27 protein-coding genes are annotated in these 24,348 nt (G+C 54.2%); 7 read left to right on the top strand and 20 right to left on the bottom strand.

All coding sequences use genetic code 11. The annotated features are described in order from the left end of the window. Positions 1–28: 28 nt before the first annotated feature. The 6 genes from hslO to ACJJIO_RS08555 form a co-directional block, all read right to left on the bottom strand. The gene (gene hslO / locus ACJJIO_RS08580) at positions 29–907 is read right to left on the bottom strand and encodes an Hsp33 family molecular chaperone HslO (RefSeq protein WP_444910750.1); all 879 of its coding nucleotides are present in this window, start codon (positions 905–907) and stop codon (positions 29–31) included. 116 nt (positions 908–1,023) lie between these two features. Then, complete coding sequence (locus ACJJIO_RS08575) at positions 1,024–1,461, bottom strand: DUF4124 domain-containing protein (protein WP_444910749.1); 438 nt, start codon at positions 1,459–1,461, stop codon at positions 1,024–1,026. Positions 1,462–1,489: 28 nt separating this feature from the next. Beyond that, positions 1,490–2,980, bottom strand: a complete 1,491-nt coding sequence (locus tag ACJJIO_RS08570; protein WP_444910748.1) for a S1C family serine protease — start codon at positions 2,978–2,980, stop codon at positions 1,490–1,492. A gap of 88 nt (positions 2,981–3,068) precedes the next feature. Continuing rightward, positions 3,069–3,446, bottom strand: coding sequence for an Hsp15 family ribosome-associated heat shock protein (locus ACJJIO_RS08565; protein ID WP_444887474.1), 378 nt, complete (start codon positions 3,444–3,446; stop codon positions 3,069–3,071). Positions 3,447–3,497: 51 nt separating this feature from the next. After that, positions 3,498–4,172, bottom strand: a complete 675-nt coding sequence (gene yrfG / locus ACJJIO_RS08560; protein WP_444883080.1) for a GMP/IMP nucleotidase — start codon at positions 4,170–4,172, stop codon at positions 3,498–3,500. 81 nt (positions 4,173–4,253) lie between these two features. After that, on the bottom strand, positions 4,254–5,021 hold the full coding sequence (locus ACJJIO_RS08555; protein ID WP_444887472.1) for a lysoplasmalogenase: 768 nt from the start codon (positions 5,019–5,021) through the stop codon (positions 4,254–4,256). A gap of 198 nt (positions 5,022–5,219) precedes the next feature. On the opposite strand from ACJJIO_RS08555, the gene cysK reads away from it, so the two are divergent. The 5 genes from cysK (at position 5,220) to ACJJIO_RS08530 (ending at position 8,615) form a co-directional block, all read left to right on the top strand. Then, entirely contained in the window at positions 5,220–6,137 is a 918-nt protein-coding gene (gene cysK / locus ACJJIO_RS08550; RefSeq protein ID WP_252083705.1) for a cysteine synthase A, read from the top strand. 38 nt (positions 6,138–6,175) lie between these two features. Next, complete coding sequence (cysQ, locus tag ACJJIO_RS08545) at positions 6,176–7,015, top strand: 3'(2'),5'-bisphosphate nucleotidase CysQ (RefSeq protein WP_444910747.1); 840 nt, start codon at positions 6,176–6,178, stop codon at positions 7,013–7,015. Between the two features lie 78 nt (positions 7,016–7,093). Next, on the top strand, positions 7,094–7,297 hold the full coding sequence (locus tag ACJJIO_RS08540) for a hypothetical protein (protein WP_444910746.1): 204 nt from the start codon (positions 7,094–7,096) through the stop codon (positions 7,295–7,297). 299 nt (positions 7,298–7,596) lie between these two features. Then, positions 7,597–7,854, top strand: coding sequence for a type II toxin-antitoxin system HicB family antitoxin (locus ACJJIO_RS08535; protein WP_252083702.1), 258 nt, complete (start codon positions 7,597–7,599; stop codon positions 7,852–7,854). A 122-nt stretch (positions 7,855–7,976) separates the two neighbouring features. After that, positions 7,977–8,615 carry an outer membrane beta-barrel protein gene (locus ACJJIO_RS08530; RefSeq protein WP_444910745.1) on the top strand — a complete coding sequence of 213 codons (639 nt, stop codon included), beginning with the start codon at positions 7,977–7,979 and terminating at the stop codon, positions 8,613–8,615. Positions 8,616–8,706: 91 nt separating this feature from the next. Here the strand turns inward: ACJJIO_RS08530 and ACJJIO_RS08525 are convergent, their stop codons facing one another. The 10 genes from ACJJIO_RS08525 to ACJJIO_RS08480 all read right to left on the bottom strand — a co-directional run bounded on the left by ACJJIO_RS08525 (position 8,707) and on the right by ACJJIO_RS08480 (position 20,158). Next, positions 8,707–10,863: a TonB-dependent copper receptor gene (locus ACJJIO_RS08525; protein ID WP_444910744.1), complete on the bottom strand. Its 2,157-nt coding sequence runs from the start codon at positions 10,861–10,863 to the stop codon at positions 8,707–8,709. 236 nt (positions 10,864–11,099) lie between these two features. Continuing rightward, positions 11,100–11,549 (bottom strand): hypothetical protein, encoded by a 450-nt coding sequence (locus ACJJIO_RS08520; RefSeq protein WP_444910743.1) that lies wholly within the window; start codon positions 11,547–11,549, stop codon positions 11,100–11,102. A 168-nt stretch (positions 11,550–11,717) separates the two neighbouring features. Continuing rightward, positions 11,718–12,335 carry a 2OG-Fe(II) oxygenase gene (locus ACJJIO_RS08515; protein ID WP_444910742.1) on the bottom strand — a complete coding sequence of 206 codons (618 nt, stop codon included), beginning with the start codon at positions 12,333–12,335 and terminating at the stop codon, positions 11,718–11,720. Between the two features lie 111 nt (positions 12,336–12,446). Beyond that, the gene (locus ACJJIO_RS08510) at positions 12,447–13,844 is read right to left on the bottom strand and encodes a DUF58 domain-containing protein (RefSeq protein ID WP_444910741.1); all 1,398 of its coding nucleotides are present in this window, start codon (positions 13,842–13,844) and stop codon (positions 12,447–12,449) included. Beyond that, positions 13,841–14,845, bottom strand: coding sequence for an AAA family ATPase (locus tag ACJJIO_RS08505; RefSeq protein WP_444910740.1), 1,005 nt, complete (start codon positions 14,843–14,845; stop codon positions 13,841–13,843). The genes ACJJIO_RS08510 and ACJJIO_RS08505 overlap by 4 nt, the downstream gene beginning before the upstream one ends. Next, positions 14,842–16,149 carry a DUF4350 domain-containing protein gene (locus ACJJIO_RS08500; RefSeq protein WP_444910739.1) on the bottom strand — a complete coding sequence of 436 codons (1,308 nt, stop codon included), beginning with the start codon at positions 16,147–16,149 and terminating at the stop codon, positions 14,842–14,844. The genes ACJJIO_RS08505 and ACJJIO_RS08500 overlap by 4 nt, the downstream gene beginning before the upstream one ends. After that, positions 16,139–17,734 carry a DUF4129 domain-containing protein gene (locus ACJJIO_RS08495; RefSeq protein WP_444910738.1) on the bottom strand — a complete coding sequence of 532 codons (1,596 nt, stop codon included), beginning with the start codon at positions 17,732–17,734 and terminating at the stop codon, positions 16,139–16,141. The genes ACJJIO_RS08500 and ACJJIO_RS08495 overlap by 11 nt, the downstream gene beginning before the upstream one ends. Continuing rightward, complete coding sequence (locus ACJJIO_RS08490) at positions 17,724–18,695, bottom strand: stage II sporulation protein M (RefSeq protein ID WP_444910737.1); 972 nt, start codon at positions 18,693–18,695, stop codon at positions 17,724–17,726. The genes ACJJIO_RS08495 and ACJJIO_RS08490 overlap by 11 nt, the downstream gene beginning before the upstream one ends. 6 nt (positions 18,696–18,701) lie before the next feature. Beyond that, positions 18,702–19,385 carry an RDD family protein gene (locus tag ACJJIO_RS08485; protein ID WP_444910736.1) on the bottom strand — a complete coding sequence of 228 codons (684 nt, stop codon included), beginning with the start codon at positions 19,383–19,385 and terminating at the stop codon, positions 18,702–18,704. Between the two features lie 29 nt (positions 19,386–19,414). Further along, positions 19,415–20,158 carry a hypothetical protein gene (locus ACJJIO_RS08480; RefSeq protein WP_444910735.1) on the bottom strand — a complete coding sequence of 248 codons (744 nt, stop codon included), beginning with the start codon at positions 20,156–20,158 and terminating at the stop codon, positions 19,415–19,417. A 170-nt stretch (positions 20,159–20,328) separates the two neighbouring features. Here ACJJIO_RS08480 and ACJJIO_RS08475 point away from each other — a divergent pair, with 170 nt between their 5' ends. Both ACJJIO_RS08475 and ACJJIO_RS08470 read left to right on the top strand, forming a co-directional pair. Continuing rightward, a complete protein-coding gene (locus ACJJIO_RS08475; protein ID WP_444899588.1) occupies positions 20,329–20,946 on the top strand; it encodes a DUF2939 domain-containing protein in 618 nt (205 codons plus the stop codon). A gap of 2 nt (positions 20,947–20,948) precedes the next feature. Beyond that, entirely contained in the window at positions 20,949–21,326 is a 378-nt protein-coding gene (locus ACJJIO_RS08470; RefSeq protein WP_444910734.1) for a DUF2237 family protein, read from the top strand. A gap of 83 nt (positions 21,327–21,409) precedes the next feature. Here ACJJIO_RS08470 and ACJJIO_RS08465 read toward each other — a convergent pair whose 3' ends face one another. From ACJJIO_RS08465 to ACJJIO_RS08450, 4 genes are read right to left on the bottom strand one after another with little or no spacing between them, the layout of a single operon-like run. Next, positions 21,410–22,414 (bottom strand): AgmX/PglI C-terminal domain-containing protein, encoded by a 1,005-nt coding sequence (locus ACJJIO_RS08465; RefSeq protein WP_444910733.1) that lies wholly within the window; start codon positions 22,412–22,414, stop codon positions 21,410–21,412. A 1-nt stretch (position 22,415) separates the two neighbouring features. Next, positions 22,416–22,937 carry an ExbD/TolR family protein gene (locus ACJJIO_RS08460; protein WP_444887456.1) on the bottom strand — a complete coding sequence of 174 codons (522 nt, stop codon included), beginning with the start codon at positions 22,935–22,937 and terminating at the stop codon, positions 22,416–22,418. Between the two features lies 1 nt (position 22,938). Further along, entirely contained in the window at positions 22,939–23,466 is a 528-nt protein-coding gene (locus ACJJIO_RS08455) for an ExbD/TolR family protein (protein WP_444910732.1), read from the bottom strand. A gap of 11 nt (positions 23,467–23,477) precedes the next feature. Then, positions 23,478–24,146 carry a MotA/TolQ/ExbB proton channel family protein gene (locus ACJJIO_RS08450; RefSeq protein ID WP_252083686.1) on the bottom strand — a complete coding sequence of 223 codons (669 nt, stop codon included), beginning with the start codon at positions 24,144–24,146 and terminating at the stop codon, positions 23,478–23,480. Positions 24,147–24,348: the final 202 nt, after the last annotated feature.

Raw genomic sequence — 24,348 nt, 5'->3', positions numbered from 1 at the left:
AGGCAGCTCAGCACTGGCAATAATTTCCCTAGTGCAGGGTGTGGGGTGGGGCATTGAGCAGTGACTCTACCTGCTCGCGATCAAAGCGGTATTGGGCATTACAAAACTGGCAATCACTGACGATTTCGCCATTTTGCTCTTCCAGTAATTTGTACACGTCTTCAGCACCGAGAGAGACCAGGGCGCGTGCGCTGCGCTCCCGTGAGCAACTGCATTTGAAGCGAATACTGTCGGTGCCCAGGGTAGCCGGTTTCAGCTGGTGGAACAGGCGGTGAATCAGCTCGTCGTGGGGCACGTCGAACAGCTCTTGAGGGGTCACGGTATTTGCCAGGTGCAGGGCGGTTTCCCAGGCGTCGCTGTTATCCTCAGCGCTGGCGGCATTATTGCCGGGCAGTACCTGTAGCATAATACCACCCACGTTACTGCCATCGCACTCCAGCCAGAAGCGTGTCTCCAGTTGTTCCGACTGGGCAAAGTAATCCTCCAGACATCCGGCCAGGCTCTCTTTTTCCAGCGGGACCACCCCCTGGTAGCGCTCACCACGCTTGGGCTCCAAAGTGATAGCGATGACACCGCGAGGCCCGATCATATCGCTCAGGCCGGCCTCTTCACTGATTTGGGCGCCACCGGCGACACGGGCAATGCCGCGCAGATCACTGTGGTGGGTACACTCGGCCATAATCAGCGGCACATCACCCTCACCGCGGGCCTGCAGGCTCAATATGCCCTCGAATTTCAGGGTGGTGGAGAGTAGGCAGGCGGCTGCAAGAAACTCTCCCAGCAAATGTGCTACCGGTGCAGGCAGTGGATTATGCTTGAGCACTTCGCGGTAGGCGTCGGTGAGGGTCACCATCTGCCCGCGAATATCGTGTTGGGAAAAGATAAAGCGTTCCAGCTGATCGGACATAGATCGAGTGCCTCGGTATTAAAACCGCGGGATTTTAGAGGTGGATATGTCTAAATGGTAGCCGGCGTGGGTAATTGTGGCGCCGGCACCTGATTGTGAAGGCTGAGGGGAAAGGGTTATCCGCAGCGATTGGCGATTTCCCGCTTTAGTTGTTCGGCCATTTGCCGCCGCTCTCGCTCTGAATAACGCACCTCTTTGCCATCATTGTCGATAAAGGCCACTCGCCCGTTGAGTGAGCGCAGGCGTTGGCGCGCTTTCGTGCAAATGCGTTGTTGCTCCTGTTGGCGTGCGCGTTGCTCTTGTTGCTGACGTTGCTGATACTCCCGTTCTGGGGCACTGGCTTTTGAAGTGATCAGACTCCGCTGAACCCGAGTGGCCTTAGCAGTATTGATTGGGCCCAATTGCCCAGAAATATCCTGGGCCTTACCCTCGGCCGGGGGACGATCACTAAAATGTACTCTGCCATCGGCATCGACCCAGCGATAGAGCTCACCGGCGTTGGCGCTGGCAGCCAGCAGTAGGCTGCCAACTAGGATTCCTCTCAGTTGTTTCACGGCTTCTCCATAGCCCACACAGCGGGCCTTACTCCTCTTTATTGGCCAGTCTGCTGAACAGCCCCTGCGAGTGGCGCTGGGGGATATGGTAGGTCTGCAGAATCATTGCCTCTTGTTCTTGAGCTTCGGCGTGATCTAGCACCATACGATAGCCGGAGCGATCGCGCAGCTCTACAAAGTTTTCCTTGTTGGTTTCCATCAATTGAGCAAACTCGTCGAAGTCCGCGACACTGTGGCCATTCACCGAATCGATAATCCAGTTTTTCCAATCGTGGTAACCCAGGTTGACGTTGGCGGGCAGGACCTTGAGCGCAACCACCAGCTCGCGGCGGCTCTCGTCACTCCACTGGTTGCGTGCATAGAGATAATCGATTGGCGCCTTGGAATGCCAGCTCTTGCCCCACCGCTTGATCAGGTTCATGTTCAGAGGCACGAAGACCACGCCGCCATAAATGTAATAGCGCGGCTGCTGGTCGAATTGCTCACCCACCACCAGGGCGCGGGAGGGTGGCGGTGCTGCCAGGGCCACTTGCGCACTTTTTTCTTCACCATTGCGGGAAAAGCGCACCGGTAATTTGTCGCCGACATGATGGCGGTCCACCGCGTAGTGGTAGTTAGTGCGCTGGTTTTCACGCCATTCGACGGTGCGATCGGCGGCAACCTCGAAGCCATCAACTTCCAGCAACACGTCGCCGGGTTGGAAAATTTCAGCAGCGGGGGAGTCGCTAAATACCTTGACGATCATTGCGCCGTCCTGGTCCTCGCTAAGACCGGCAGCCTTCTTCATGGAGGGGCTCTCCAGGCTCTGGGTCACCAGGCCCAACTCGGGGAAGCCCTGGTGTTCGCCGTCTTTGGCGTCTTCGAGTACATGGGCGATTACGCTGGGAGGCACAAAATAACCCAGGTTTTCGGCGCTCTGGTTGGTCTGCATGGCCACACCGACGATACGACCACCGGAAATGACCGGGCCGCCGCTATTGCCGGGGTTAATGGCCGCGTCGATCTGGCCGGCCATCAGATAGCTCTCGGCGTGGGCATAGTACTGGTGTTCCACCCTGGACAGTACGCCGCGGGTGATCGACAGGGACTTGCCGCCAATGGGGTAGCCGTACACGGTGACCTCTTCTTGCAGGTCCGGCAGTGTGCCCAGTGTCAGTGGGCGGGTGTCTTTGAAGAAACTGTCATCATCCACGGTGAGCAGAGCCAGGTCGGCGTCGTGGGAGACAAACTTCACTCGGGCGCGGAATTTCTTGGCGTCGCCGTGGCGTTGCACCTGAATAAAGCTACCGTTGGCCACCACGTGGGCGTTGGTGAGGATCTGCTTGTTGCGGATAACCGCGCCGGAGCCAGATAACTGCTTGGGGTTAAGCAACGCCCAGGGATTGAAGTAGTCCGGGGCGGCAGCAGTGGTGTAAATTTTGATTATCGAACGCTTGAGCTGCTCGTGTTCGCGGCTATCGGCGAGGGCCGTCTGCATTCCGAGCAGAAGCAGCAGGGAGATGGCGATCAGTCGTTTCATCGTGGCTGTTTTCTATCGGGTTAAGTGGGGGCAGTTTAGCAGCTATAGACAAAAATGGCGGAATTTTCACCACTTTTGTCATTTGAGCCTACTCCTGCTCGCGTAGGAAGCGGTGGATCTGGCGGCGCTGCTTTTTATTGGGTCGCTCGCGCTGAATCCCCGCATTGGCTGCCTGGCGTTCAGTGCGCTCCTTTTCGCGCCGGGCAATACTGTCCTCGGTCTCGCGGTACAGGGTGCGGGCGATATCGGCACCGCGACGCTGGTCGGAGAGGGCAATAACCTCCACCTCAATCAAGTCCCAGCCTTGGCGGATACTCAAAAGCGCGCCAACGGTGAGATCTTTGCTGGCTTTGACCCGCTGTCCATCGGCGTGCACTTTACCACCTTCGATAGCCTGTTTGGCGATACTGCGGGTCTTAAAGAAGCGTGCGGCCCAGAGCCACTTGTCGATACGTACTTTTTCCATCGAATCCTGTTGATCAATATAAACTTGGGCCCGGGTTATGCGGGCTTATTGTTACTGCGCTTTGTTACTGCGTTGCAATGACATAATTTCATCGAAGTGATGAATCGCCGGGAAGTCGCTGATCTGCCGTTTGGGGCCGCGGCTGTCCGGCTGGCGGATACACAACAGGTGGGCGATGCCATAGTCCTGTGCGGCGGCCAACACACTCTGGTTGTCGTCAACAAACAGCGTGCGCTCCGGGTCGAAGGCCACCTCCTCGCGCAGGGCGTGCCAGAAGCTTCCACTCTCTTTGGCATGTCCATAATCGTGGGAGGAAATGATGTCGTCAAACCATTGCTCGAGGCCGGTAATTTGCAGTTTGTGGTCGAGTCCATGGCGGTGTGCATTAGTGACCAGATAGGTGGGCTTGCGCAGTTGTCGCAGTCCCTGCAGGAAGGCCTCGGTATGGGGGCGCAGGGCGATGCGCTCTTCGATCTCGCGCAGTATCGCGAGGATATCCAGCTTCAGAGTTTCCGCCCAAAAGTCCAGGCAGTACCACTCCAGAGTGCCGCGGCGTGCATCAATTTCCCGCTGCAGCTCTATTTGGGCCCGCTCGGGATCGAGACCGTGTACTTCGGCGTAGCGTTTGGGTAGATGGTCGAGCCAGAAATGGTTGTCGTAGTGCAAGTCCAGCAGGGTGCCGTCCATATCCAGCAGTACGGTGTCGATACTTCGCCAGTCGAGCATGGGGCCTGTCTACCTCTCTGTGGTGGGGGTGGGAAGCCAAATTGTAGCCTTCCCAAAATATCCCCAGTATGAAGGTGGGCATTATGCCTGGGCACGGCGTATGCCGTACAGGATGGCAAACTGAGCACCGTAATAGCTGAGCATAATTGCTGTGTCGGCTAGAGGTAGCGGTGCTATGAACTTATTCACAGCGATCAATGCGTCGGACAGCATAAAAGTAAGTGCACCGGCGAATAGCAGCCCGGAATTGCCCCGGTGAGCCCCGGCGCCTAGGGCCATGGCGACAATGGCAAGCAAGTAAAGAAGCACTGCTGGCGCCAGCTCCCCCGCAGCGGGAAGTATCCAGCGGGCCAGTCCCACTGCGGCCAGCAGAACAGGCAAGATACGTATCAGACTGCGGCGTTTGCGGAAGTCGGCAAAACGCAGGAAATTGGCCGCGTAGAGAAGTTGTGCCACCAGGAAAGCACCCAGGCCAAAGATAAACTGGTGGGCAAATCTCATTTCCAGGAGTACATCGCCGAGTGCGGAAAAAGTCAGGGCCGCAAGTGTCAGAGTGCGAGTGAGCCCATCCAGGTGCCGCATCGCCATCAGGGCGAGAATGGCGATTGGCAGCGCTTTCAGCGAAGCCATCCACAGCCCTTGAATTGCCATGCTGTCGAGGAGCATAAAAAGAGCGGCAAAGAATATAAATGCTACAGGCATAAATAGGCTTGCTTGGGTTGCATCATGGGCATCGGAGGTCATATTCGGATTCATGGCAGCGCCTTTATTTTTGGTTTTATATTTATCGGAAAGAAGCCAGTCACTAAATGTGGCACAAAGACGTGTTACCACCAACCGGATCGCCATGAATTCACAGCTCCGTGTGAAACCAGTTCCTTGTGTTGGCGGCGATTACTTGCAGAGGAATTTATACGTGTGTGCCATTGGGATTTCCTTGTGGGTCTCTTGGGACGGCGCACATCTGGGTTACTATCTGCGCACAGGAAAATATTAATCGGTGGACTGCCTGTCTGCCGTGAGAGCCATTAACGGAGAGCTTCATCAATGAAGGCAGCCAATATTCTGGAAACCATCGGCAATACCCCGCATGTGCGTATCAATCATCTGTTTCGCCCAGATATCGAAGTGTGGATGAAGGTGGAGCGTTTTAACCCCGGCAGCAGCATCAAGGACCGTATTGCCCTGGCGATGATTGAGGATGCAGAGCGCCGCGGTGCTTTGCAGCCCGGTGGTGTGATTATCGAGCCCACCTCCGGCAACACAGGCATCGGATTGGCCATGGTGGCAGTGGTTAAGGGGTATCGATTGATTCTCACCATGCCGGAATCCATGTCTTTGGAGCGGCGCCAGGTGATGAAAGCTATGGGGGCTGAGTTGGTGCTTACTCCCAAGGAGCAGGGTATGGGCGGGGCTATCGCTAAAGCCGAGGAACTATTGGCGCAGCATGAAAACAGCTGGATGCCGCAGCAGTTCTGTAACCGTGCCAATGCCCAGGTGCATCGTGACACCACCGCCAAAGAAATCCTCGCAGATTTCCCCGAGGGGCTCGATTACCTGATTACTGGGGTCGGCACCGGAGGCCACATCACCGGTTGTGGAGAGGTACTGAAGGAATCCTTTCCCAAGTTGCAGGTTTTTGCCGTCGAACCGGAAAATTCTCCAGTGATCAGCGGTGGTGATAAAGGGCTGCACCGCTTGCAGGGGATTGGTGCTGGTTTTATTCCCGAGATACTCAATACCAAAATGCTGGATGGCACCATTTTGGTAAATGGAGAAGATAGTTTTGAAATGGCGCGTAAGTGCGCTTTGAAGGAGGGGATTTTTGTGGGTATTTCCTCTGGAGCGAGCCTGGCTGCGCTGAAAAAGCGCGAGGGCGAATTTGCGCCCGGTAGCCGCGTATTGATTTTTAGTTATGACAGCGGTGAGCGCTACCTGTCGGTGAAGGACCTTTTCCCCTCCTGAGACTTTATACTCACCACCTGAAAAATAAGGGAGTTTTAATGAATAAGGCATTATTGGAGCAGGTGATTGCAATCTGCAAAAACGCCGGTGAAGCTATCTTGGAGGTTTATCACAGCAGTGCTGAGCTGGAGGTGGACACCAAGGCGGATGACTCGCCGGTTACAGCCGCGGATTTAGCGGCACACAAAATTTTAGCCCCTGCTCTGGCGCAGCTGATTGACGGTGTACCGGTATTATCGGAAGAGCAGGAAATGCCATCATTTGCCGAGCGCAGCCAGTGGCAGCGGTACTGGATTGTGGACCCGCTGGATGGCACCAAGGAATTTATTCGTCGCACTGGTGAGTTCACCGTTAATGTGGCCCTTATTGAAAATGGCGAACCTGTGCTGGGCGTGGTGCATGTGCCGGTACTGGATATCACCTATGCTGGTGGCAAGGGTGATGGTGCCTTTAAGCGCACGCTTTCCGGCGATACAGAAATTCATGTGCGCCCGCTGAAGCCGCGCCTGGAAGCTGGTGATGCAGTGGAATTGGTTGCTAGCCGCAGCCATGGTGCCGGCGCCGTGGATCAACTGGTAGAGCGTATCGAATCCAAATTGGGTGCGGTGGTCTGTAAAAACATGGGTAGCTCTCTCAAACTGTGTCTGGTGGCTGAAGGGGCCGCTGATCTCTACCCGCGGCTCGCACCCACTTGTGAGTGGGATACAGCCGCAGCCCAGGCGGTGGTTGAGGCTGCCGGTGGCACAGTGGTGGACGATTCCTTCAAGCTGCTGCGTTATAACAGCAAAGATTCTTTGCTGAATCCGTTTTTCTATGTGATCGGTGATGCATCTTACGATTGGCAGGATTTGCTAAATGCAGAGTCTCCAGTGAACTAAGCTTGCCATGCCCCCACTTCAGTGGGGGTTCTATTTATTTTTTATCAACCTTTAAAACCAGCACAAAAGGCCGGTGTTATGCCTCTTCAGGTGAGCCGCAAAGCTTCAGATCTGAGTGAAACCCGCTGTTTACGCAGGCAGCTGGAACAGGAGATTGCCTGGTTACAGCGGCAGCAGGATGCCCTGGTGGAGCCGGAGGCAGAAAATCAAAAATTCCTATGGCGCACTCTTAACGGCATGATTTTTTCCCGTAGGGCACTTCTCGGAAGAATGCCGCGCTAAATTTTTCGTCGTTCGCACCTTGATAAGGTTTAAATGTCGCAGTGGTTAGGGTGTTTGGCGTCGCCCCTCCAATAACCATTCCGGTTAAATAATGCAATCCCTCGCAATGAGGTTCAGCTCCAACCTAGACAATAAATTCAAAAATTAATTATTCAGCTTTCGGTTTATTCTGAAGTAATAGGTGCGGTTGCGCAGGGTTTATTTTATTGGGGAATTTGTTGATTTTCCTTGCCATATTTCGTTCGCAGTTTTGAAACCCGTCTACGCTTTGGAAAGCCAATGTATAAGAGAATTTTCTAATGCGCTATCCGGTTGTGCTTCACAACATTGAATACGCCGGCTTTGGTGCCATAGCACCCGACCTGCCGCATTGTCACTGCTATGCCGAAACTCTGGATGCCGCTCTACAAAAAATGGCGGAGACTATTTTTCAACGCCTGGAAGAATTACGGCAAGCTGGAGAGCCGATGCCGCAGCCTCAAGACGTCGACAATTTGCGGGATAACCCAGCATTTGCCGGTGGTATCTGGGCCATTATTGATGTGGAAAGCCTTTAAGGATCATTATCCATATAAATTTGGCATTCGATTCGGATAAGTTTCTGAGGTGGATAACCATGACAGCTAAGCTTTGGTAAGGGGGATGAATTAAAAAGCGTCGTGCTGCAAGGATGGATGTAATGAAGACGGTGTTATGTGTCTTGGCCTTACTGTTATCACCATTGGTCACTGCAGTCGAATGGAATAATCCTTTCGATGGTATTGAGTCGGGTGAATATCGAATTATTACCACGCTGGGACTGGGTTCAGGGGAATTGCAGCTCAATGATCAGCGGGATTTTTTTGGTTATGTCAGCGTTGGCGTGACACCCGCCGTGGGTGTTTGGCAGGTGAATTTACAATTTTCCCGCTTTGATGATAATCACGTGCGAATTAATCAGGTGGGGCTCAATTTTAAAGTGGATTTTACCCTGAATTGTTACGTTCAGTGTCTCTACTGGATGGCGGGGTGGAATTATGCCGATGTTGATCTGAATGATGTGCGTAAATATGGTTATTGGTATCACAATAAAGACAAGTGGCACCTGTATGATATTTATGACAAGGAAAAAGACTGGTATTACGACGGCCATTATTATCATGTGATCGATGCCAGTGGCAACGACTCTTTCTGGAATCTTGGGGTCGGCTATCGGTTTATGTGGAACCAGGATTTTGATACTTCCATAGAATACAACTACAACGATATTAATTCTGTCTACCGTGTGAACCTTGGGCACTTACGTACTTTAAGTCTTAATTTTTCCTATCGCTTTTAACTATAAATTTATGTTAAGCGGAAAATTTAAGGTGTTTCCCGCTTAACATACTATGTCCGGCTTTTCAGACCAGTTAATTAGTCATCGTGTTTTAAATACGGTAAATGGTTTTTATCCATAAAGTCCTACCGGGTTCATTAACCCTATCCAACTGTGGGAAGTTGGGAATTTCCGCACCTGCACGGCTGATATGTTCTGCATAGGTTTCATCTAGTAAGTTATCGACCCCTGCAGTGAATAGCAGCCGCTGGCTTGGGCGCCAACCTGCGTTAATTGACAGTACGTCGGCGGAATCTGTGGGCCCAAAGTCCTGTCCGATAATGTTACCCTTACCGATATCGACGCGATCCTGGCTGGCAATAGCCCGCCACAGAATACCCGCCGACCACTGAGCTTGCTCATAGTGCAGCCCCAGGCGTGTTTCCAGTGGGGGCAGTTGGGCCAGGGTGGTATTGTCTGTGTCGTTGGCACCACGCACTGAAGTGACCGTAAATTCGGTGCGCCAGTTTTCGTTTAATTGATAGCTGGCATCTAGTTCTAGTCCCCAGGTGCGCGCCTGAATATTGCGAATTACCGCAGCGGTACGCTTATCCCCAGGCTCCCCCATATCCATTGCATTGCCCATCGAGGACATGGTGCCCATGCCTGACATCACCGCAGCCTTCTGGTAATCATTCTGTACTAACAGGTAGTCGCGGACATCACTGGCGAAAGCGGAAATACTGGCAGACAATTTTTCAGTGCGATAGATAGTGCCGATATCCAGTTGACTGGTTTTTTCTGACTCTATATTGAGTGCGCTATAGGAATCTGCTGCTTCGCGGGAAAATATTTCCCAGTAATCCGGGAAGCGCTCACTGTAGCCAAGCCCGGCGTAGAGGGTGGCAGAGCTCGTGGAGGTACTTGGCAGCGCCAATTCATAGCGTATAAAACCGCTGGGCAGTTGTTCTGAGCGGCTCTCACCAGCGGTGGGGTTATCGACCGAGGACATCATCGATAACGAAATTGTCTCGCGCAGGTCGCGCACTTCCCAGTCATCCAGTCTGGCGCCGGCGATCCAGCGTTGATCCGGAGCGAATTGCCAGCTGGCTTCAGAGAAAATGCCCAGTTGGGAAAATTCCGCATCCGTATTCCAGTTGCGCTGGCGGTAATCAACCATCGTCTGGTTCATGCTCATGCGTCCGCGGTGACGGTTTTCCCAGGTATCCAGGCCTGCTGTCAGCTCAAAGTTATCCGCAGGGCTCAGCTGCAGACTCAGCTTGGCACCAATGGTTTCGCTGTCTAAATTCATGACGACTGGATTGGCAGCCATTCCCGAGGGATTACGCAGGCTGTAATTATCCATGATGTGATCGACATAGTTGTAATAGATCTGCACTTCGATGGTATTCAGCAGAGCGCCGATATTGCTGCGCCGGTATTTGGCTTTGTAGCTCTCGCGTGCAAATTTACTGCCATCTACTCCACGGTCGGCATAGGCCGCTTCGGCATCGCTAAAAGCTGTTTCGAATTCCAGGCGGCTGTCATCATCGGGGGTCCAGGCCAGATTGGCTTTGCCACTCCAGCGCTCGTAGCCGGAGTGCACCCGATTGCCGTCTCCATCCTCATAATCATCCGCAGAGGCAGAGGTTGCCGAACCGCGCAGGGAAAATTCTGGGGTTTTGTACGCCAGGTCAAAGAGCCCGTCTTTTCGATCGGCACTGCCGCCAAGCAGGCTCGCATGCATATCCCATTCGGGTTCGCTCGGGCGCTCCCGCTGTTGGTTGAACAGCACTACCCCGGCGGAATTGCCCGGTCCGTGAGTGACGCTCTGGGGGCCTTTAATCACCTCTATTTCGTCGAGGCTTTCGGGGAAAATATAGGCGGTAGGTGGGTCCATACGGCCGGGGCAGCCACCCATAAGAGACTCACCATCCAATAACATGCCCAGGCGCGAGCCCCCCATACCGCGCAACAGCGGATCGCCACTGGTGCCGCCTTTGCGCACCACGGAAAAGCCGGGAATGGTTTTTAGGTAATCGGCGCCGTCGTTAGCCGGTAGGGGTTGTCGAGGCATTTTCGGGTCCGTCAGTAGGTTGAGCGGCAGTTCGGTTTTTACTCCGGTGACCACCATCTGCTCCATTTCCCCCTCTTTTTTTTCATTTCCCTCACTGGCCATTAGGGAAAATGGAAAGGTGCAACCAGCAATAATTGCCAGGCTCAGTGGTGTGTGTAATGGCTTTTTCTTTTGGAGTTTAACTTTTCGCATTGTGACTTATCCGTTTCTGGGCCGAAGGTCAGGCACGGCCATGGGGAGCGCGGTAAAAATAGCGCGCACGGGTTTATTCCCGCCGGCTAAGCAGCGGGAATTCCAGTTTTTTTAGTGAAGCGGGTCTACGGCTGTTGCAATATCCCAACCAGAAAAATTACCGGCAAAGGTAGTGCAGCGAAGCGCAGAAACAGGCCTCGACTATTTAGTTTTTGAAAAATAAGAAAACCGAGGTTTTAAACTGGAGGGGCGCGGATAAGGGGGCGGCTGTAGTATAAAGAAAGAGCGGTGTTAATGCCGTTGCTGAAAAGGGGGAGAATATTCCCCTCACTGGCGAAATGCAGGTCTAATGCAGGTACATGGACAAGACTGGCAGCGGCGGAAAAATTACAGTGATTGTCGGCAAAAGAATGCGCGGTCAGTGCATCGTGGTTGTGTCCACTGTGCTCACTATGCCCACTACCATGGCTGTGATGATGGTCCTGAGTCTGGCTGGCCAGGGCATTTAATAACAGAGCGCTGCGGCTGTCGCCGTGGCAAAAATCGTAGGGGGTGCCCGCAGAAAAAGCGGCGGGCATAAACCCTGCGGGAACCAAACCACGGGCACTGAGAAACACCAGTAAAAGCAGCAGTGCCTGCCACTGTGGCAGGTGAGGGCGGTTTTTACGGGTGCGCGGGCGACTCATAAATAAGGTTCTTGAAGTTACCGGGATAGACTTAATAAATTCCCGAAGGCAAGTGGCAACAGATTACCCGCTGGCTGTAAAAAGTGCCACTATCGATAACAAATTTTTCTGTTTGCAAGTTAATTAATTTGTACAGTCGCATTCGGATAAAACTATTATCCGATTTTTTTAACGCAAAAGAGATTTTAAGCGTGCGCTGATGCCATGAAAAAACTGATGTTTTTTCTTCGCTTTATCACCGCTTAAAAAATTGATTTGGATCGCCTGTCGTTTGCCGACAAAACTGGGGTAACCATGCCAACAATTATCCGTTACCTTAAAGGCCACCAGAGAGCCTGGTCCCGGTAGTAGTTCATCACTGTAGTCGTCCAGGCTCTTGCCGCTGCGCAGGATACGCAGGCGTCCAGTGGGCGCAGACCAGTCGTTGTTCAGATAGATCAATACGGTAATGAGTTTGGTTTTGGAGTCCGTATGGATACGCCCATCTTTGGCTCGGGAGTATCCGCGCAGGGTGGCCATCATCGGTTTATCAGATAGATCCAGCGCAAATTTTTCACCGAGAATACTTCGCACCTCTGTGCTGCCAAATTGTTCGACAAAACTGCGCAGGCGTTCCGAAGTTTTGACATCCTCGATATTGAAGCTGCCGCCTTTGTCTAGAGGAGGGAAGTCTGCGATCAGGGCGCTGGCCTCATCGGAGGCCAGGGAGTGCTCTAGGTAGAAATGGGGGAAAGGGGAAGTCTTTACTTCGGCACTGCTGAGTCGCTCGATAGTGATTTGGGACATGGTCAATTTAAGCTCCCTATACTGTGGGATTATTTTTTTAGGACATCGTTAACATCACTCTTCGGTTACCTCTTACATCAAATACTTTGAATTCCCGGCTTTCATTACCGGTTAGATTTTGCCGCTGCGTTTCAAACGCCAGTAGGCTTCCACCAGCGCCTGGTGCAAAAGCTCCGGACGGGAATCCACCACTAGTACATTACAGGCTTGTAACTGTTGCAATAGGCGCGCACGGCGACGAAGAAAATCCCGTGCGGCTGCGCCTTCGACGGCCTCGGAAAAATCCCCGATAGGCTTTTGTGCCATTCGGTCTACGGCGGTCTCCCGCAGGCTCGCCACCATCACTAAGTGATTGCGAGTGAGCAGCCGCACTGCGGTGAGCAGTTCGCTGCTGTCTTCATCGCGCAGGTTGGTAATTAGGATCACCAGTGCGCGGCGCTTGTGGGCACCCAGCAGTTGCTGGGCGGCGCCGCTGTAGTCCGCGCTGCCAGTGCCGGAGTGCAGATCGTAGACATTGTTTAGCAACAGGTTGATAGCGCTCTCACCCTTTACCGGTGGCAGTTGCCCGCCAGAGCTGTCCTGTGCGGCGGCGAAGGCCTGCAGACCCACGGCGTCGCCCTGCTTTATCGCCACATAGGCGGATAGCAGCAAGCCATTGAGGGCATGATCAAAGTGACTCAGTTCGCCATCTTTGGCGCGCATGCGCCGACCGCAGTCGAGCATATAAATAATTTCCTGATCGCGCTCGTCCTGGTATTCACGGCTGATCAGTTTGTGCAGGCGTGAACTAGCGCGCCAGTCTACCTGGCGCTGGCTGTCGCCCTGGCGGTATTCGCGCAGCTGGCGAAAATCCATGCCTTCGCCGCGGCGCTGCTGCTGATGCAGGCCGAGGTGGCGCAGGGTCTGCTCGGTGGAGAGCGCCTGCAGGGAGGAGATACCGAGAAAGTTGGGGTAGACCTTCACGGTTTGCTCACTGCCGAGCCATACACGGGTCTGCCACAGACCCCAGGGAGAGTCGGCGAGGACTTCGATTCGGCCGAATTCGGCACTGCCACGGCGGTGTGGCACCAGGGTGTACTCAATGGCAACTTCCTGATCTGGCTCCAGCCGCGCCTGGCGCGGTAACCCGCTGCTGCCCAGTTGTTGCGGCACACTGTCGCACACCGATAGTGTGAGGCTGCGCTGGCCGCGATTGTGCAATTTCAATCGCGCACTGTTGCGCACGCCCAGGGCCAAATTACCGGGCAGTTTGCGTTCGCCCTCCAGGCCCAGAACCCTGCGGCCGGTGAGGAAATCCAGCAGGGCCGCGCCGATTAACAGCGCGCCAGCGGTCCACCAGAGGGTCTGCAGCAGCTGTGCGGATTGAGGCAGCCAGATACGTGCAGCACTCACCGCCAGAGCGGCCAGGCACCAGTAACCGAGTAGTTTCACCAGGCGGCGGCTGGGGCCTGCTCGCCCGAGACTGGACTTTGTGCTCGGAACTTCAGTGGCGACGGCGCTTTGTGTCACAGTCGCGGCGCCTCGACGCTATCGATAATCATGGCCAGGGCGCTGTCGGTGGTCTCGCCGTCGATTTCCATATCCGGGGACAGGCTCACACGGTGACGCATGACCGGGGTCGCCATGGCTTTGATATCGTCTGGCAGGACAAACTCGCGCCCCTGCAGCAGGGCGCTGGCGCGCGCTGCCTGCAACAGGCCGATACTGGCGCGGGGACCCGCCGGGCTGCGCAGCTGGTTGGCTTCACGGGTGGCACGCACCAGGCGCACGGCGTAGTCCAATACCTGCTGGTCCAGGGCTACTTGGGGCACCAGGGCCTGCAGTTGCTGCAACTGCTCCACGGTTATCTCACCGGCAGCTTTCTCCCGCAGGTGTTTCTCTATGCGGCCGCTGCTGGCAGCAGCGGCCAGTTGCAATTCGGCTTCCAGGCTGGGGTAGTCGATCAGAACCTTAAGTAGGAAGCGGTCCAGCTCTGCCTCTGGCAGTGGGTAGGTGCCTTCTTGCTCGATGGGGTTCTGAGTGGCCAGCACCATAAAGGGGCTGGGTACGGCAAAGGCCTTGCCGTCGATAGTGACCTGCTTCTCCTGCATCACCTCGAGCAGGGCCGCCTGGGTCTTGGCCGGGGCGCGGTTGATTTCATCTGCCAGGAGTAGATTGGTAAACACCGGGCCACGGCGCACTTCGAAGCGGCTCTCGCCCATGTTGTACATGGCATGGCCGGTCACGTCAGCTGGCATCAGGTCCGGGGTGAATTGGATGCGGCGGAAGTGACCGCCAAAGCAGCTGGCCAGGGTGCGCACCAACAGGGTTTTGCCAAGGCCGGGTACGCCTTCCAGCAATACGTGGCCGGAAGCCAGCAAGGCCACCAACACCTGTTCGACGACCTGCTCCTGACCGATCAGCAGGCGGTTGATATTGTTGCGTAGCAGTTGCAGTTGGGCTGAGGCAGCCTGCCAGTCCGGTGCCTCGGTGTGGGTTTTTGGTTCTGGGTTCAGGGTGGTATCACTCATAGGGCTGCCTCTATACGCTGCAGATTGCGCATTTGTTCGGTAAAGGTTTCTTCGCTGGTCGCCGATGTGCCCCAAAGGCAGGCGACCAGTTTGGTTTCACTGAGGCCGGTGGCATCACTGAGGTGCTGGCACAGTTTGCGCTTGGTCTTGGCGTTGGCGTCCGCAGCGCCGAGCCGGCGCAGCAGCTCTTCGCGCTGGCCGCGCAGTAACCGTTCGCACTGGTCGTCGCGCCAGTAGTAGTGGCCGCAGGCGGAGATATGCTCCAAGAGTGAGCGCCGGGCAATCTCAGGCGGAGGTTGCAACGGGCCAAAGCGGCGCGCACGTAGAACCAGCCAGCCGAGCAAGGCGAGTAGGCCGGAGATAAAAAACTCAGAAGCGTACTTTTTCGCTAAAAAACCCAGGGAGTCGAAACGAGGGCGGGTCAGAAAGACGAAATCGCCACTTCCGGCCAAAAGCTGCAGGAAATAGGCGTGGTCGAAATGGCCGATGCGGTGGGATTGCCAGATAGTGTTATCGGTCAGCAGGGTGATAACCCCTTGACCCCGCTCAAATTGCATAAAAGGCACGGCTTCGTCTTCGCGCCATACCTTGGCGAAGAATACCGGTGCGCCCTCAGCGCTGCTGTTATCGATCCCCTCGTGATAGAGCAGTTGGCCTGCGTCGAAATGTAATTGAATCTCAGCCCCACCGGCGGTAGGCAGAGTGATCAAGTCTTCCGGTTCAACATCTGGGTTGCGGGGTTTTTTCTTTTTGGTCTCGGCCTGCTCTTCGGCTTCGTCGATTTTGCGATTGTATTCGCGCATGGCCTCACCGGGGCTCTGCTCCGGGCTCAGTTCGGCATCTTCGCCCAACAGTGGCTGCAGGGGATGCTCAAAGCGATATTCCTCGTGGCCTTCTACGATGGAGACACCCAGGTTTTCCAGCAGCCAGTCGCGTTCGGCACTGCCTCCTTTCTCGGAATCGAACCCTGCAGTACGTGCCACTACGATGGCGTGCCCCCCGCTTTCCACCCATTGCAGTAGCTCCTCAACCCGCTGGGAGTTGTAAGCTTGGCTGGAGTTAGCGATAAACAGAGTCGCATTTGGGGACAGCCCATTCAGGACGGAGATATTTTCTGCCTGGCGCGGTTCCAGCCCTACTTGCGCCAAGTAGTGCTCGGCCGCCAGAAACAGATTACGCCGCGCCTCAGGCCCCCAACCGCGATCCTTTTCTTCTGTGTAGCGTTCAAAAAAGGTGAGAAATAACCATACCAGTGCCGCACAGAGCAGCAGGGCGAAGCCAATTACTAGACGTTTAACGGTCATTGCCGAACACCTCCTGCCACTGTTGGCACAGGCCGCCCAGCTGCTCATCGGCGGGGGGGCGATGAGCATAGGCCAGCTGTTGCCAACTGCCGGTGAGTTGCTGCACAAACTGGCTCAGTGGGGCGCTGACTGGGCGCAGCGCTTCCTGTGGTGATCGCTGGCGCTGGCTTACCAGCTGGGCACACTCGCTTTCGGTAAGGTGGTCGCCAAACTGGAACTGGAAATCCTCAATTAAATGGGACAGGGTGGAACGATACAGGAGGCCGAGACCGGCGCGTTGATCGCCGGTCCGCCACAGGCGCATTACTTCCGCACATACGTCGTCGGGCAGGCTGGACTGACGTACATCGAGTCCGAACAGGGTTTCTAGCGCTACCGGTTTTGTTTTCGGTTTGTGTTGCCAGCGCAAGCTGTTGAGGATGGCTTCGCGGTGGCGCCACCCCAGATAGAGCAAGCCGGCAATCACGCCAATCCACAGTAGTAACTCAATGGGCTTGGCGAGCAGTGCTCCCCAGTTGATGTCTGAGGAATCATCAGCCTCCTGAGAGTTTTGCATAAGCCATTTGAATAGCCATTCGAATAGCTCAATGATCCACTCGGGAATTTTTCCTCGCTCTTCTTCAATTTTTTTCAGGCGCCAGCCGCTCTCCTGCTCAATGCTGTGAAAATCCTCTCCGGCGAGAATCTCGTCAATGTGTTGTTGCGCTTGAGCTGGGGTTTGCAACGTTTCCGCATAGGCCTGTGGCGCCGGTGCCAAGGAGGTGCCGGCCAGGACGCACAGTAACAACATGGTGGCTAGGTGGGAGGTGCTAGTGACGGTCTTTTTACCAGCCCGCTGAGCGTCTCGGTAGCGCTCGACCAAATCGCGGAATTGAATCTCGATATCCCAGCCTTCCAGCTCGATGCGCCGGCCGATATACAGGCAAAAGCCGCTGACGATATAAAACGGCGCCACCGCCGCCATAATAAGTAAACAGAGAATATTGGATGCCCATTCCAGCGCCAGGGTCTCCCCGCGAATCAGTGGAATCCATTGGATATTTGCCACAATCTGCTCGGGAATAAACAGATAAATCAAGATAAAGGCTGCGATGAGGAAGAAGGATTCCAGGTGAATACCAGTCAAGGTCAGCCAGGTGGCCGCACCGGAGTGTTTGCGGTGCAATACACTGATACGCGCGCTACGAGCCGTGCCTTTGGATTGCTCCAGTACAGTGACCGGCATATCAAAAGAGCGGGTCGGGCTCAGGCGACGGAGGGTGATCCAGGCGAGCCAGTCGGTGCGGTTGTGGCGGAAAAACTCTTTGAGTGCTGCCAGTGCAGATACCGGTGCGCCGAACAGAGTGCGGCTGATCATGAACAGCGGCAGGCGGTCAAACACCGGTTTTAACCACCAGAGAGCGAACAGTGACCAGCCGGGATGAGCCGGGAAGAACCAGGCTAAGGCACCCAGTACCAAAGCTGCCGGCAACAACCAGACCAGAAACATCGGCAGCCAGTGCTTGCGTGCCAGGGCGACACCCAGATCGATGGATTCCCAGGGTGAGCGCAGGCGTGCCCTTACCGCCATATTTTTAATTTGCATGGCTGGAATCCCCGCGCCCAGCCAGGGCGAAGTAAGCGAATACCAGCAGCCACAGCAGGGCGCCGAAACCTAACTTCATTGTTATGGGCGTGGTAGCGCTGGAGGACCAGAAGGCTTCGAGGAAGGCGGCGATCACCAGCATCAGGAAAGTGCCGTACATGATTTTCATGGCCTCGACACTGGCCAGGCGCAGTGCCACAGAACGGCGGTGTTGTCCCGGCTCTACCAGCGAGCGCCCTAACAACAGGCCAGCGGCGCCGGCCAGTACTATGGCGGTCAGCTCAAAGGCGCCGTGGCCGATCACAAAAGGGTAAAACGTGGAGACAAATCCCACTCGCGTGATATGCCCAAAAGCCGCACCGATAAATAGCCCATTAAAGACCAGGAAAAAGATGGAGCCGAGTCCGAACAATATGCCCCCGGCAAAAGTTCGGAAAGCAATGCCGATATTGTTCTTGATATAGAAGCCAAACATGGCCAGATCGGTATCGGAGCCGCGCTCGCGCCCCAGCACGCGGTTGCCGGGATCGTACATTGACTCCAAGGATAATACGTCTCCTGGCGACATCACCGCATAAATCAGTGCGTCGTTATTGTAGGTGCCGATGCCCATCACTAGGGCGGGCAGTAAAAACAGTGCCGTTGCCAACAACACTACGCGGCCATTGGCGCGCACCGCCTGGGGAAATCCGGCCAACAGATAGTGCAGCCAACCTTTGCGGCGCAGAGTTTGCTGGCGGTAAACCCGGTGGTGGGCCGCTGTAACCAGCTTGTTGAGGTGGTCGATCAGGCGGCTGGTATATTGACGCTCTTTGGCCACCGCCAGTTGCTGACACAGCTCCCGGTAGACGACCGGAAGATCCAGGGCGCTCGCCTGCGTGCTTTTGCTATCGCTTTTCAGCCAGGCTTCCAGCTGTGCCCAGCTGTCGCGGTAGCGATTCTCAAAATCTCTCTGTCTCATAACCCCTCAGCCCCTGCCGCCCAATAACCAACTACCTACAGAGCGCAGGTATTCCAGTGCAGCGCTATCTCTCTTCTCGGTAACGGGTTCGAGCAAATTGGCCAGCTCTTGTTGGCGCGCTTCGCTCAGGTCTTCGTGGCGTTCCAGTAAACTGATCAGGGCCAGCTGGTCCTGTTGTTTGAAATTGCGCGGTGGTGGAAGAGGCGTTGTATCCGGCAGGGCTACAGGCACCTTGTCCTCGTCCTTGTAGATCACCAGGGTACCGGCGGCCAAGTCACCGAGACGCTGGAAGTGTCGCCCGAGGGTCATGGCAATAACGCCGGTGGCGTAAGCGAAAGGGAGAAAGTCGGCAAAGCGCAAAAGGTTGCGCACTATGGAAGCACCCCAGGAGATGGGGGTGAGATTGTCGTTGACTACCACCAGGCCGAAGGCCTTCTTACCCGGTGTCTGGCCGCCGCGCAGCACTTCAAAAAACACCGGGTAGAACCACTCCAGTAGGAAGGAGCAGACCAGCCAGATTCCTATACCGGCGGCTTCGGCAAAGGCCAAACCTATACCCAGAGCGGTCAGTATTAGGGTGCGGTAAAACACATCCACGGCAAAGGCGAGGATGCGCGGCACAGGCCCTGCAGCCCGTGCACGCAGATCGATACCCTCAGGGGTTTCGACGTTGTAGGTGGTATCCAGCAAGCGACCACTCCTGTTGAGTAATCAATAAATCAAGCTTTGCTAGAGCTGCCGAACACTTGGCGATAAGCGATACCGTAGGCCACGGACATCAATGGCAGAGCAAAAATCAAGCCGATTAAGAAAGCAAAGCTTCCTACCAAATAAATAGCGATGAGTAGAATCAAGAAACCGAAGAAGGTGAACCAGTTGTGAGTAATTGCCTTGCGCGAGGCCTCCATAGCCTGCCAAGCCCCCATATTTTGATCGACAATTAGTGGCAGAGCCATAATGTAGGCAACCATTAGGTAAACGCCTGGAATGATAAAGAGGGTGTAGCCTATAGAGATCAGTATGTAGGTCAGAATAGATACGAGTCCCAGGGGGATGATTTTATCGAAGTAGGCAAACACTTCGGTCCCGGTCGCTTTTTCTCCTCGTGCAATCTTAATTCCCGTCATGGCCATACCTGCCATTAGAGGAGCACACAGCGCCACTAATGCCATAGGGCCTACAAGAGTCAAAAGTAGGAATGATCCAATATCAAAGGCGCCTAATAATGAGAGGCCAAAGAGCGAGAACAGTATGAACGCTAATGCAAAAACACCCACAAAATAGAGTATCAGGCCAATCCAGATGGTGCCGAGGTTGTTTAGGGAGAGTTTCCAGCCCTCGCTGATGGCATCGCCAATTGAAAAGGAATAATCTCCGGCAAGCCCCTTTTCAACAGAACCAAAGTCATTACTCTCTTCCCTGCCGGCCAATTCTGCCTGGGGGGCCTGATAAATATCACTCATCCTGTTTGTTTTCCTTATTAAAAGTTAGCGGATTGGGATGTGCAGAGCCTTGATGACGAATATCGCACAGGCGCGTTGTGGGAACAATGCCACGCCAGTACAGCGGCAAATTAGGTGATGAATCTTTCTCAGCATAAAATTCCCCTTAGACGTAAAGAGGAAAGGTAATAATGAAGAAATTTCTATGGGCGGGGGCTGTGATAATAATGGTTATCACAGCTGGATATGTGGCACTGCCCTTTTATGCAATGGAACAGCTGCAGCGTGCGGCGCAAATGGCGGGTGCGCAAGAGCCAGAAAAAAGGCGAGAGAGCATCGATACTCTGGAACGCTACGTAGACTTTCCGGTATTACGTGACAATTTAAGAGTCCGTTTACAGGAACAGCTGCGCTCTTCTATAGGCAATTCAATTCCACAGGAATTTGATGAGCTACTAACCGCCGGTGCGAATTTTGTCATGGGGCCATTAATGCAACAGTTTGTAACCCCAGAGGGGGTCGCAGCCCTGTTGCGTGGCGGTGAGGACTTACAGGGGATGGAACGAAAGTTGTTTGGCCAGGACACAGCACCCCAGGCAGATTCCTATCCGCAGACCCGGCAAGATTCTGAAGAAAAGCCTGAGAGCAGTTGGAGACGTCTCAAATGGCGTTTTACCGATATTAACCACCTGAGTGCGGATTACGGGGAGGCCAACCGGGCAGAACTGCGGTTGATTATGCAGCGCAATGGGCTGCATTGGCAGCTGGTGGATATCGAATTACTCAATGGCACCGAGGGGGAAGGCTGATAATGGAGATGGATAGTTCGGTTAATGTGTTTGGCGATGCACTTATTCCCTGCAGCCTGGCACCAATGACCGGTTTTTTTCGCGACGGCTGCTGCAACACCTGCCAAGAGGATCAAGGCTCCCACACGGTTTGTGTGGAAGTAAATGATGAGTTCTTGGCATTTTCCCGCAGCCGTGGCAACGACCTGAGTACGCCGATTGAGGAGTACGGGTTTCCGGGGTTGGCTCCGGGAGACCGCTGGTGCCTGTGCGCCGCCCGCTGGTTGGAGGCCCAGCAGCAGGATAGGGCACCGAGAGTTTTTTTACAGCGTACCCATGTGAAAGCTCTAGAGATAGTACCTCTACAGCTACTGCGACAATACGCTGCAGATTTGAATTAATCAGTGCGGAAGAGAAATTGGCACAGCGAGCAAGCTGTAAAGGGTTGCTCCGCTGTGCCAATGTCATTTATCCAAAACCCCAATCAGGATGGCAGGAAGTCGATGGAGTAATTGCGGGTTGTGGCTTTAACATCCGCAGAACCAAAGTTAATCATGCGGATCCTCGCCAGCAGCTTGCGCTCCAGGGCGGGGTTGTTCAGCTCACTCTCAATCAACTTGATGGACGAAATAGTGCCGTTTGCTTCAATCACCAGCTGCACGGTAATTTTACCCTGTAGGGTGGGATCACGGCGTAAGGCACGGTCATAGATCGCATTGATTGCCGCCTTGTTGGCCTCCATTATGCCGCGAATGGCATTGTCAGTTCGCGCCAACTTCTCACCTCTGACTCTCCTGGCCGCCTGCTTGGCGGAGCCTTTCGCCTGAGCCTGCTCAACCCGGGTGGTTTGTCGGCCCGCCAGTGATACGCCTCCCGTGTCAGTGCTGATGCTCCCGGCCCTGACACCGCCGCTCGAAGTTTTGGATTTGTCACTGATCATATTGCGCTGTGTTTGTGCAGCAGTGGCGCTGCCGGCACTGAGCTGACCGCGGGTAACTTCACCCGTATCAAAACTCTCACGCATATCCAATAAATCGTCGGCCAGGGCATTGATGCCGCTGCTCGCCGCTTTTTCCCGCGCTTTTTGTATAGTGGCAACAGGGGGTGTCTCTACTTTACTGGGCTCGGGTTTCGGAGCCGGTTTCGGCTTTTCCTTCTCGACTTTTTTAGGTTCTGGTTTTTCTTTGGGTTTCTCTGCGTCGGGTTTTTTTTCCTCAGGCTTCGGTTTGGCCTTGGGTTTGGGCTTCGGCTTGGGGAGCTCCTTTTTCTCCAGGATAACCTTGGCCAGTTGTGGTGGCACTCGCTCTGCCTGTTCCCGGGTCAGCTCCGGCACTGGAGCAAAGGTAACGATGGAACCGCAAACGGCGAAGACAATAAGCCCTGCACGCAGGAACTTTATAAAGCGCTGGTCTTCCTGGTTGGAAGCGGACCAGGGCAACAGGGTTTCCTGTAGTTGCCAGGGGGCATAGCGGCTGGTTGCAGTGCTCATATCAGCTTTCCACCCCCGCGGGATCTATTGGTGCTGTCTGCTCAACAGCAAAAGAGATATCGCGGTAATCTGCCTGGGCGCAGGTCTGCATAATCTGTTTGAGCAACTCATAGGGAACCTGCTCGTCACCCATAATGGTGACCGAGCGTCCCCTTTGCTTTTGCTCGTCGCTGAGTTCACCGGCGCGTTCGGCGCGGTACTCCAGTTCCTTCAAGAGGGGCTCGATATTTTCCTTACCAGCGTCAATATCGTTAATGCCCACGATCATGCGATCACCAACGAATAATTGCTGATTATTGACCCTCACGACCGTAGTAACTTCCGGCTTTTGCTGAGAAGTGGACTTGGGTAGCTTGATGGTTTTATCTGTTTGCAAAACCTGTACATCGCTAGTGGAGTTCACCAACAGGAAAAATACCAGAATGGTGAAAATGTCCATTAGAGAAACCAGATTGAGCTTCGATTGCTGTCGTTTCTGTCGCTGACGCCGCTCCTGTAATTTGGCGGCTGCGTTAAGCATCATTTTATTTCCCCACTACGGTTGTTTGCTGGGGGGCATCGCCCAGGGAAATCTGTGGAAACAACTCGGCATCGACGACCGATGCGGCAACTACTGCTCGATAGCTGCGTGCGGTATCCATAGCTGCCACCAGGGTTTTATAGGATGTACCTTTTTCCGAGAGAATGACCAAGTCGTCTTTCTCGATGGATTTTTCCCTTAAGTTTCGCTTTATTTGCTGCAGTATCAGGGAAACCGTTTCCATATCTGGTTCACCACCGATATTCTCCACTCGCCTGACTAGTTGCCCTGCCGGGTAATTGATATCAACATGTGCGGTGCGTAATACCAGTTCCAACTGTCGATTTTCCTGTTCAGTTGCACTACTGCTTCCATCACTGATGCCAGGAAGATTGAGTTTTAAAACTGAGATATGGGAAAACACCATATTGAGCAGCAGTACAGGAACCAGGATAGTCATCAGGCTCATAAAAGAGGTGATGTCCAGCTCTGCTTCCTCGTGTCCACGGCGACGAATATTTAATTTCAACATGGCGAGAGCCCTCAGGCATTCACTGCGCGCTGCTGTTCCGTTTTTTGTGGGCGGCCCATAGTCAACAGGTTTAGGAACTTTACTCCGGCCATCTGCAGGCTATCTACAATTTCATTGGTCTTGTTTTGTAGCATGGAATTAAATAGCAGAAGGGGAATTGCTGAGATAAGCCCGAATGCGGTGGTATTCATTGCTACGGAGATACTGGTAGACAACATAGTGGCTTTTTCCGCAGGGTCGGCAGCGGCTACAGCGGTGAACGCTGCGATAAGGCCCATAATGGTGCCTAATAAACCGAGTAGGGTAGCAATATTGGCCAGGGTAGCCAGGTAGTTGGTGCGCTTTTCCAGGCGCGGTACTGCTTCGAGGATGCCCTCTTCGATTGCCAATGCAATATTTTCCTCGCGCTTGGCGAATTGCAGGGTATTAATACCGGCGGCGGCAATGCGACCCATCGCAGCATCGTTGTCTCGGGCCAGTTGTAATACATTTTGATAACTGCGTTTTTGCAGTAGCGGTAATACCTGCAGATAAGCGCGGCGATTGGCGCTCTTAGCGCGGGAAAGAAAAATCCAGCGTTCCACTACCATAGCGAGGCCGATAACCAGCACTAGGGCAATAGGATACATAAAAGGGCCGCCAGTCTGGAAAAAGCGCAATAACGCCTGAGTAAATTCCATGATGAGTGTCTCCACAGAAGTAAGTGTTTAATTAGCGATATTTTTTTGCCAAACGGCCATTCCATGGTCATTGGGCATGATGATGAATATTGTGGAGTCGGATGAGGGCTCTACAATAAACTCCTGATAAGTGAAATACCTGCGGTGGCTTATCCCTGCTCCACTGGAGTACTGAGTTTCAGCAAAAAAGCACGATTACATT

It is taken from the genome of Microbulbifer mixtoriginis (SeqCode) (genome assembly GCF_052467235.1).
Note: the sequence above shows the minus strand (reverse complement) of the source record. Positions and strands in the feature narration are given on the sequence as shown.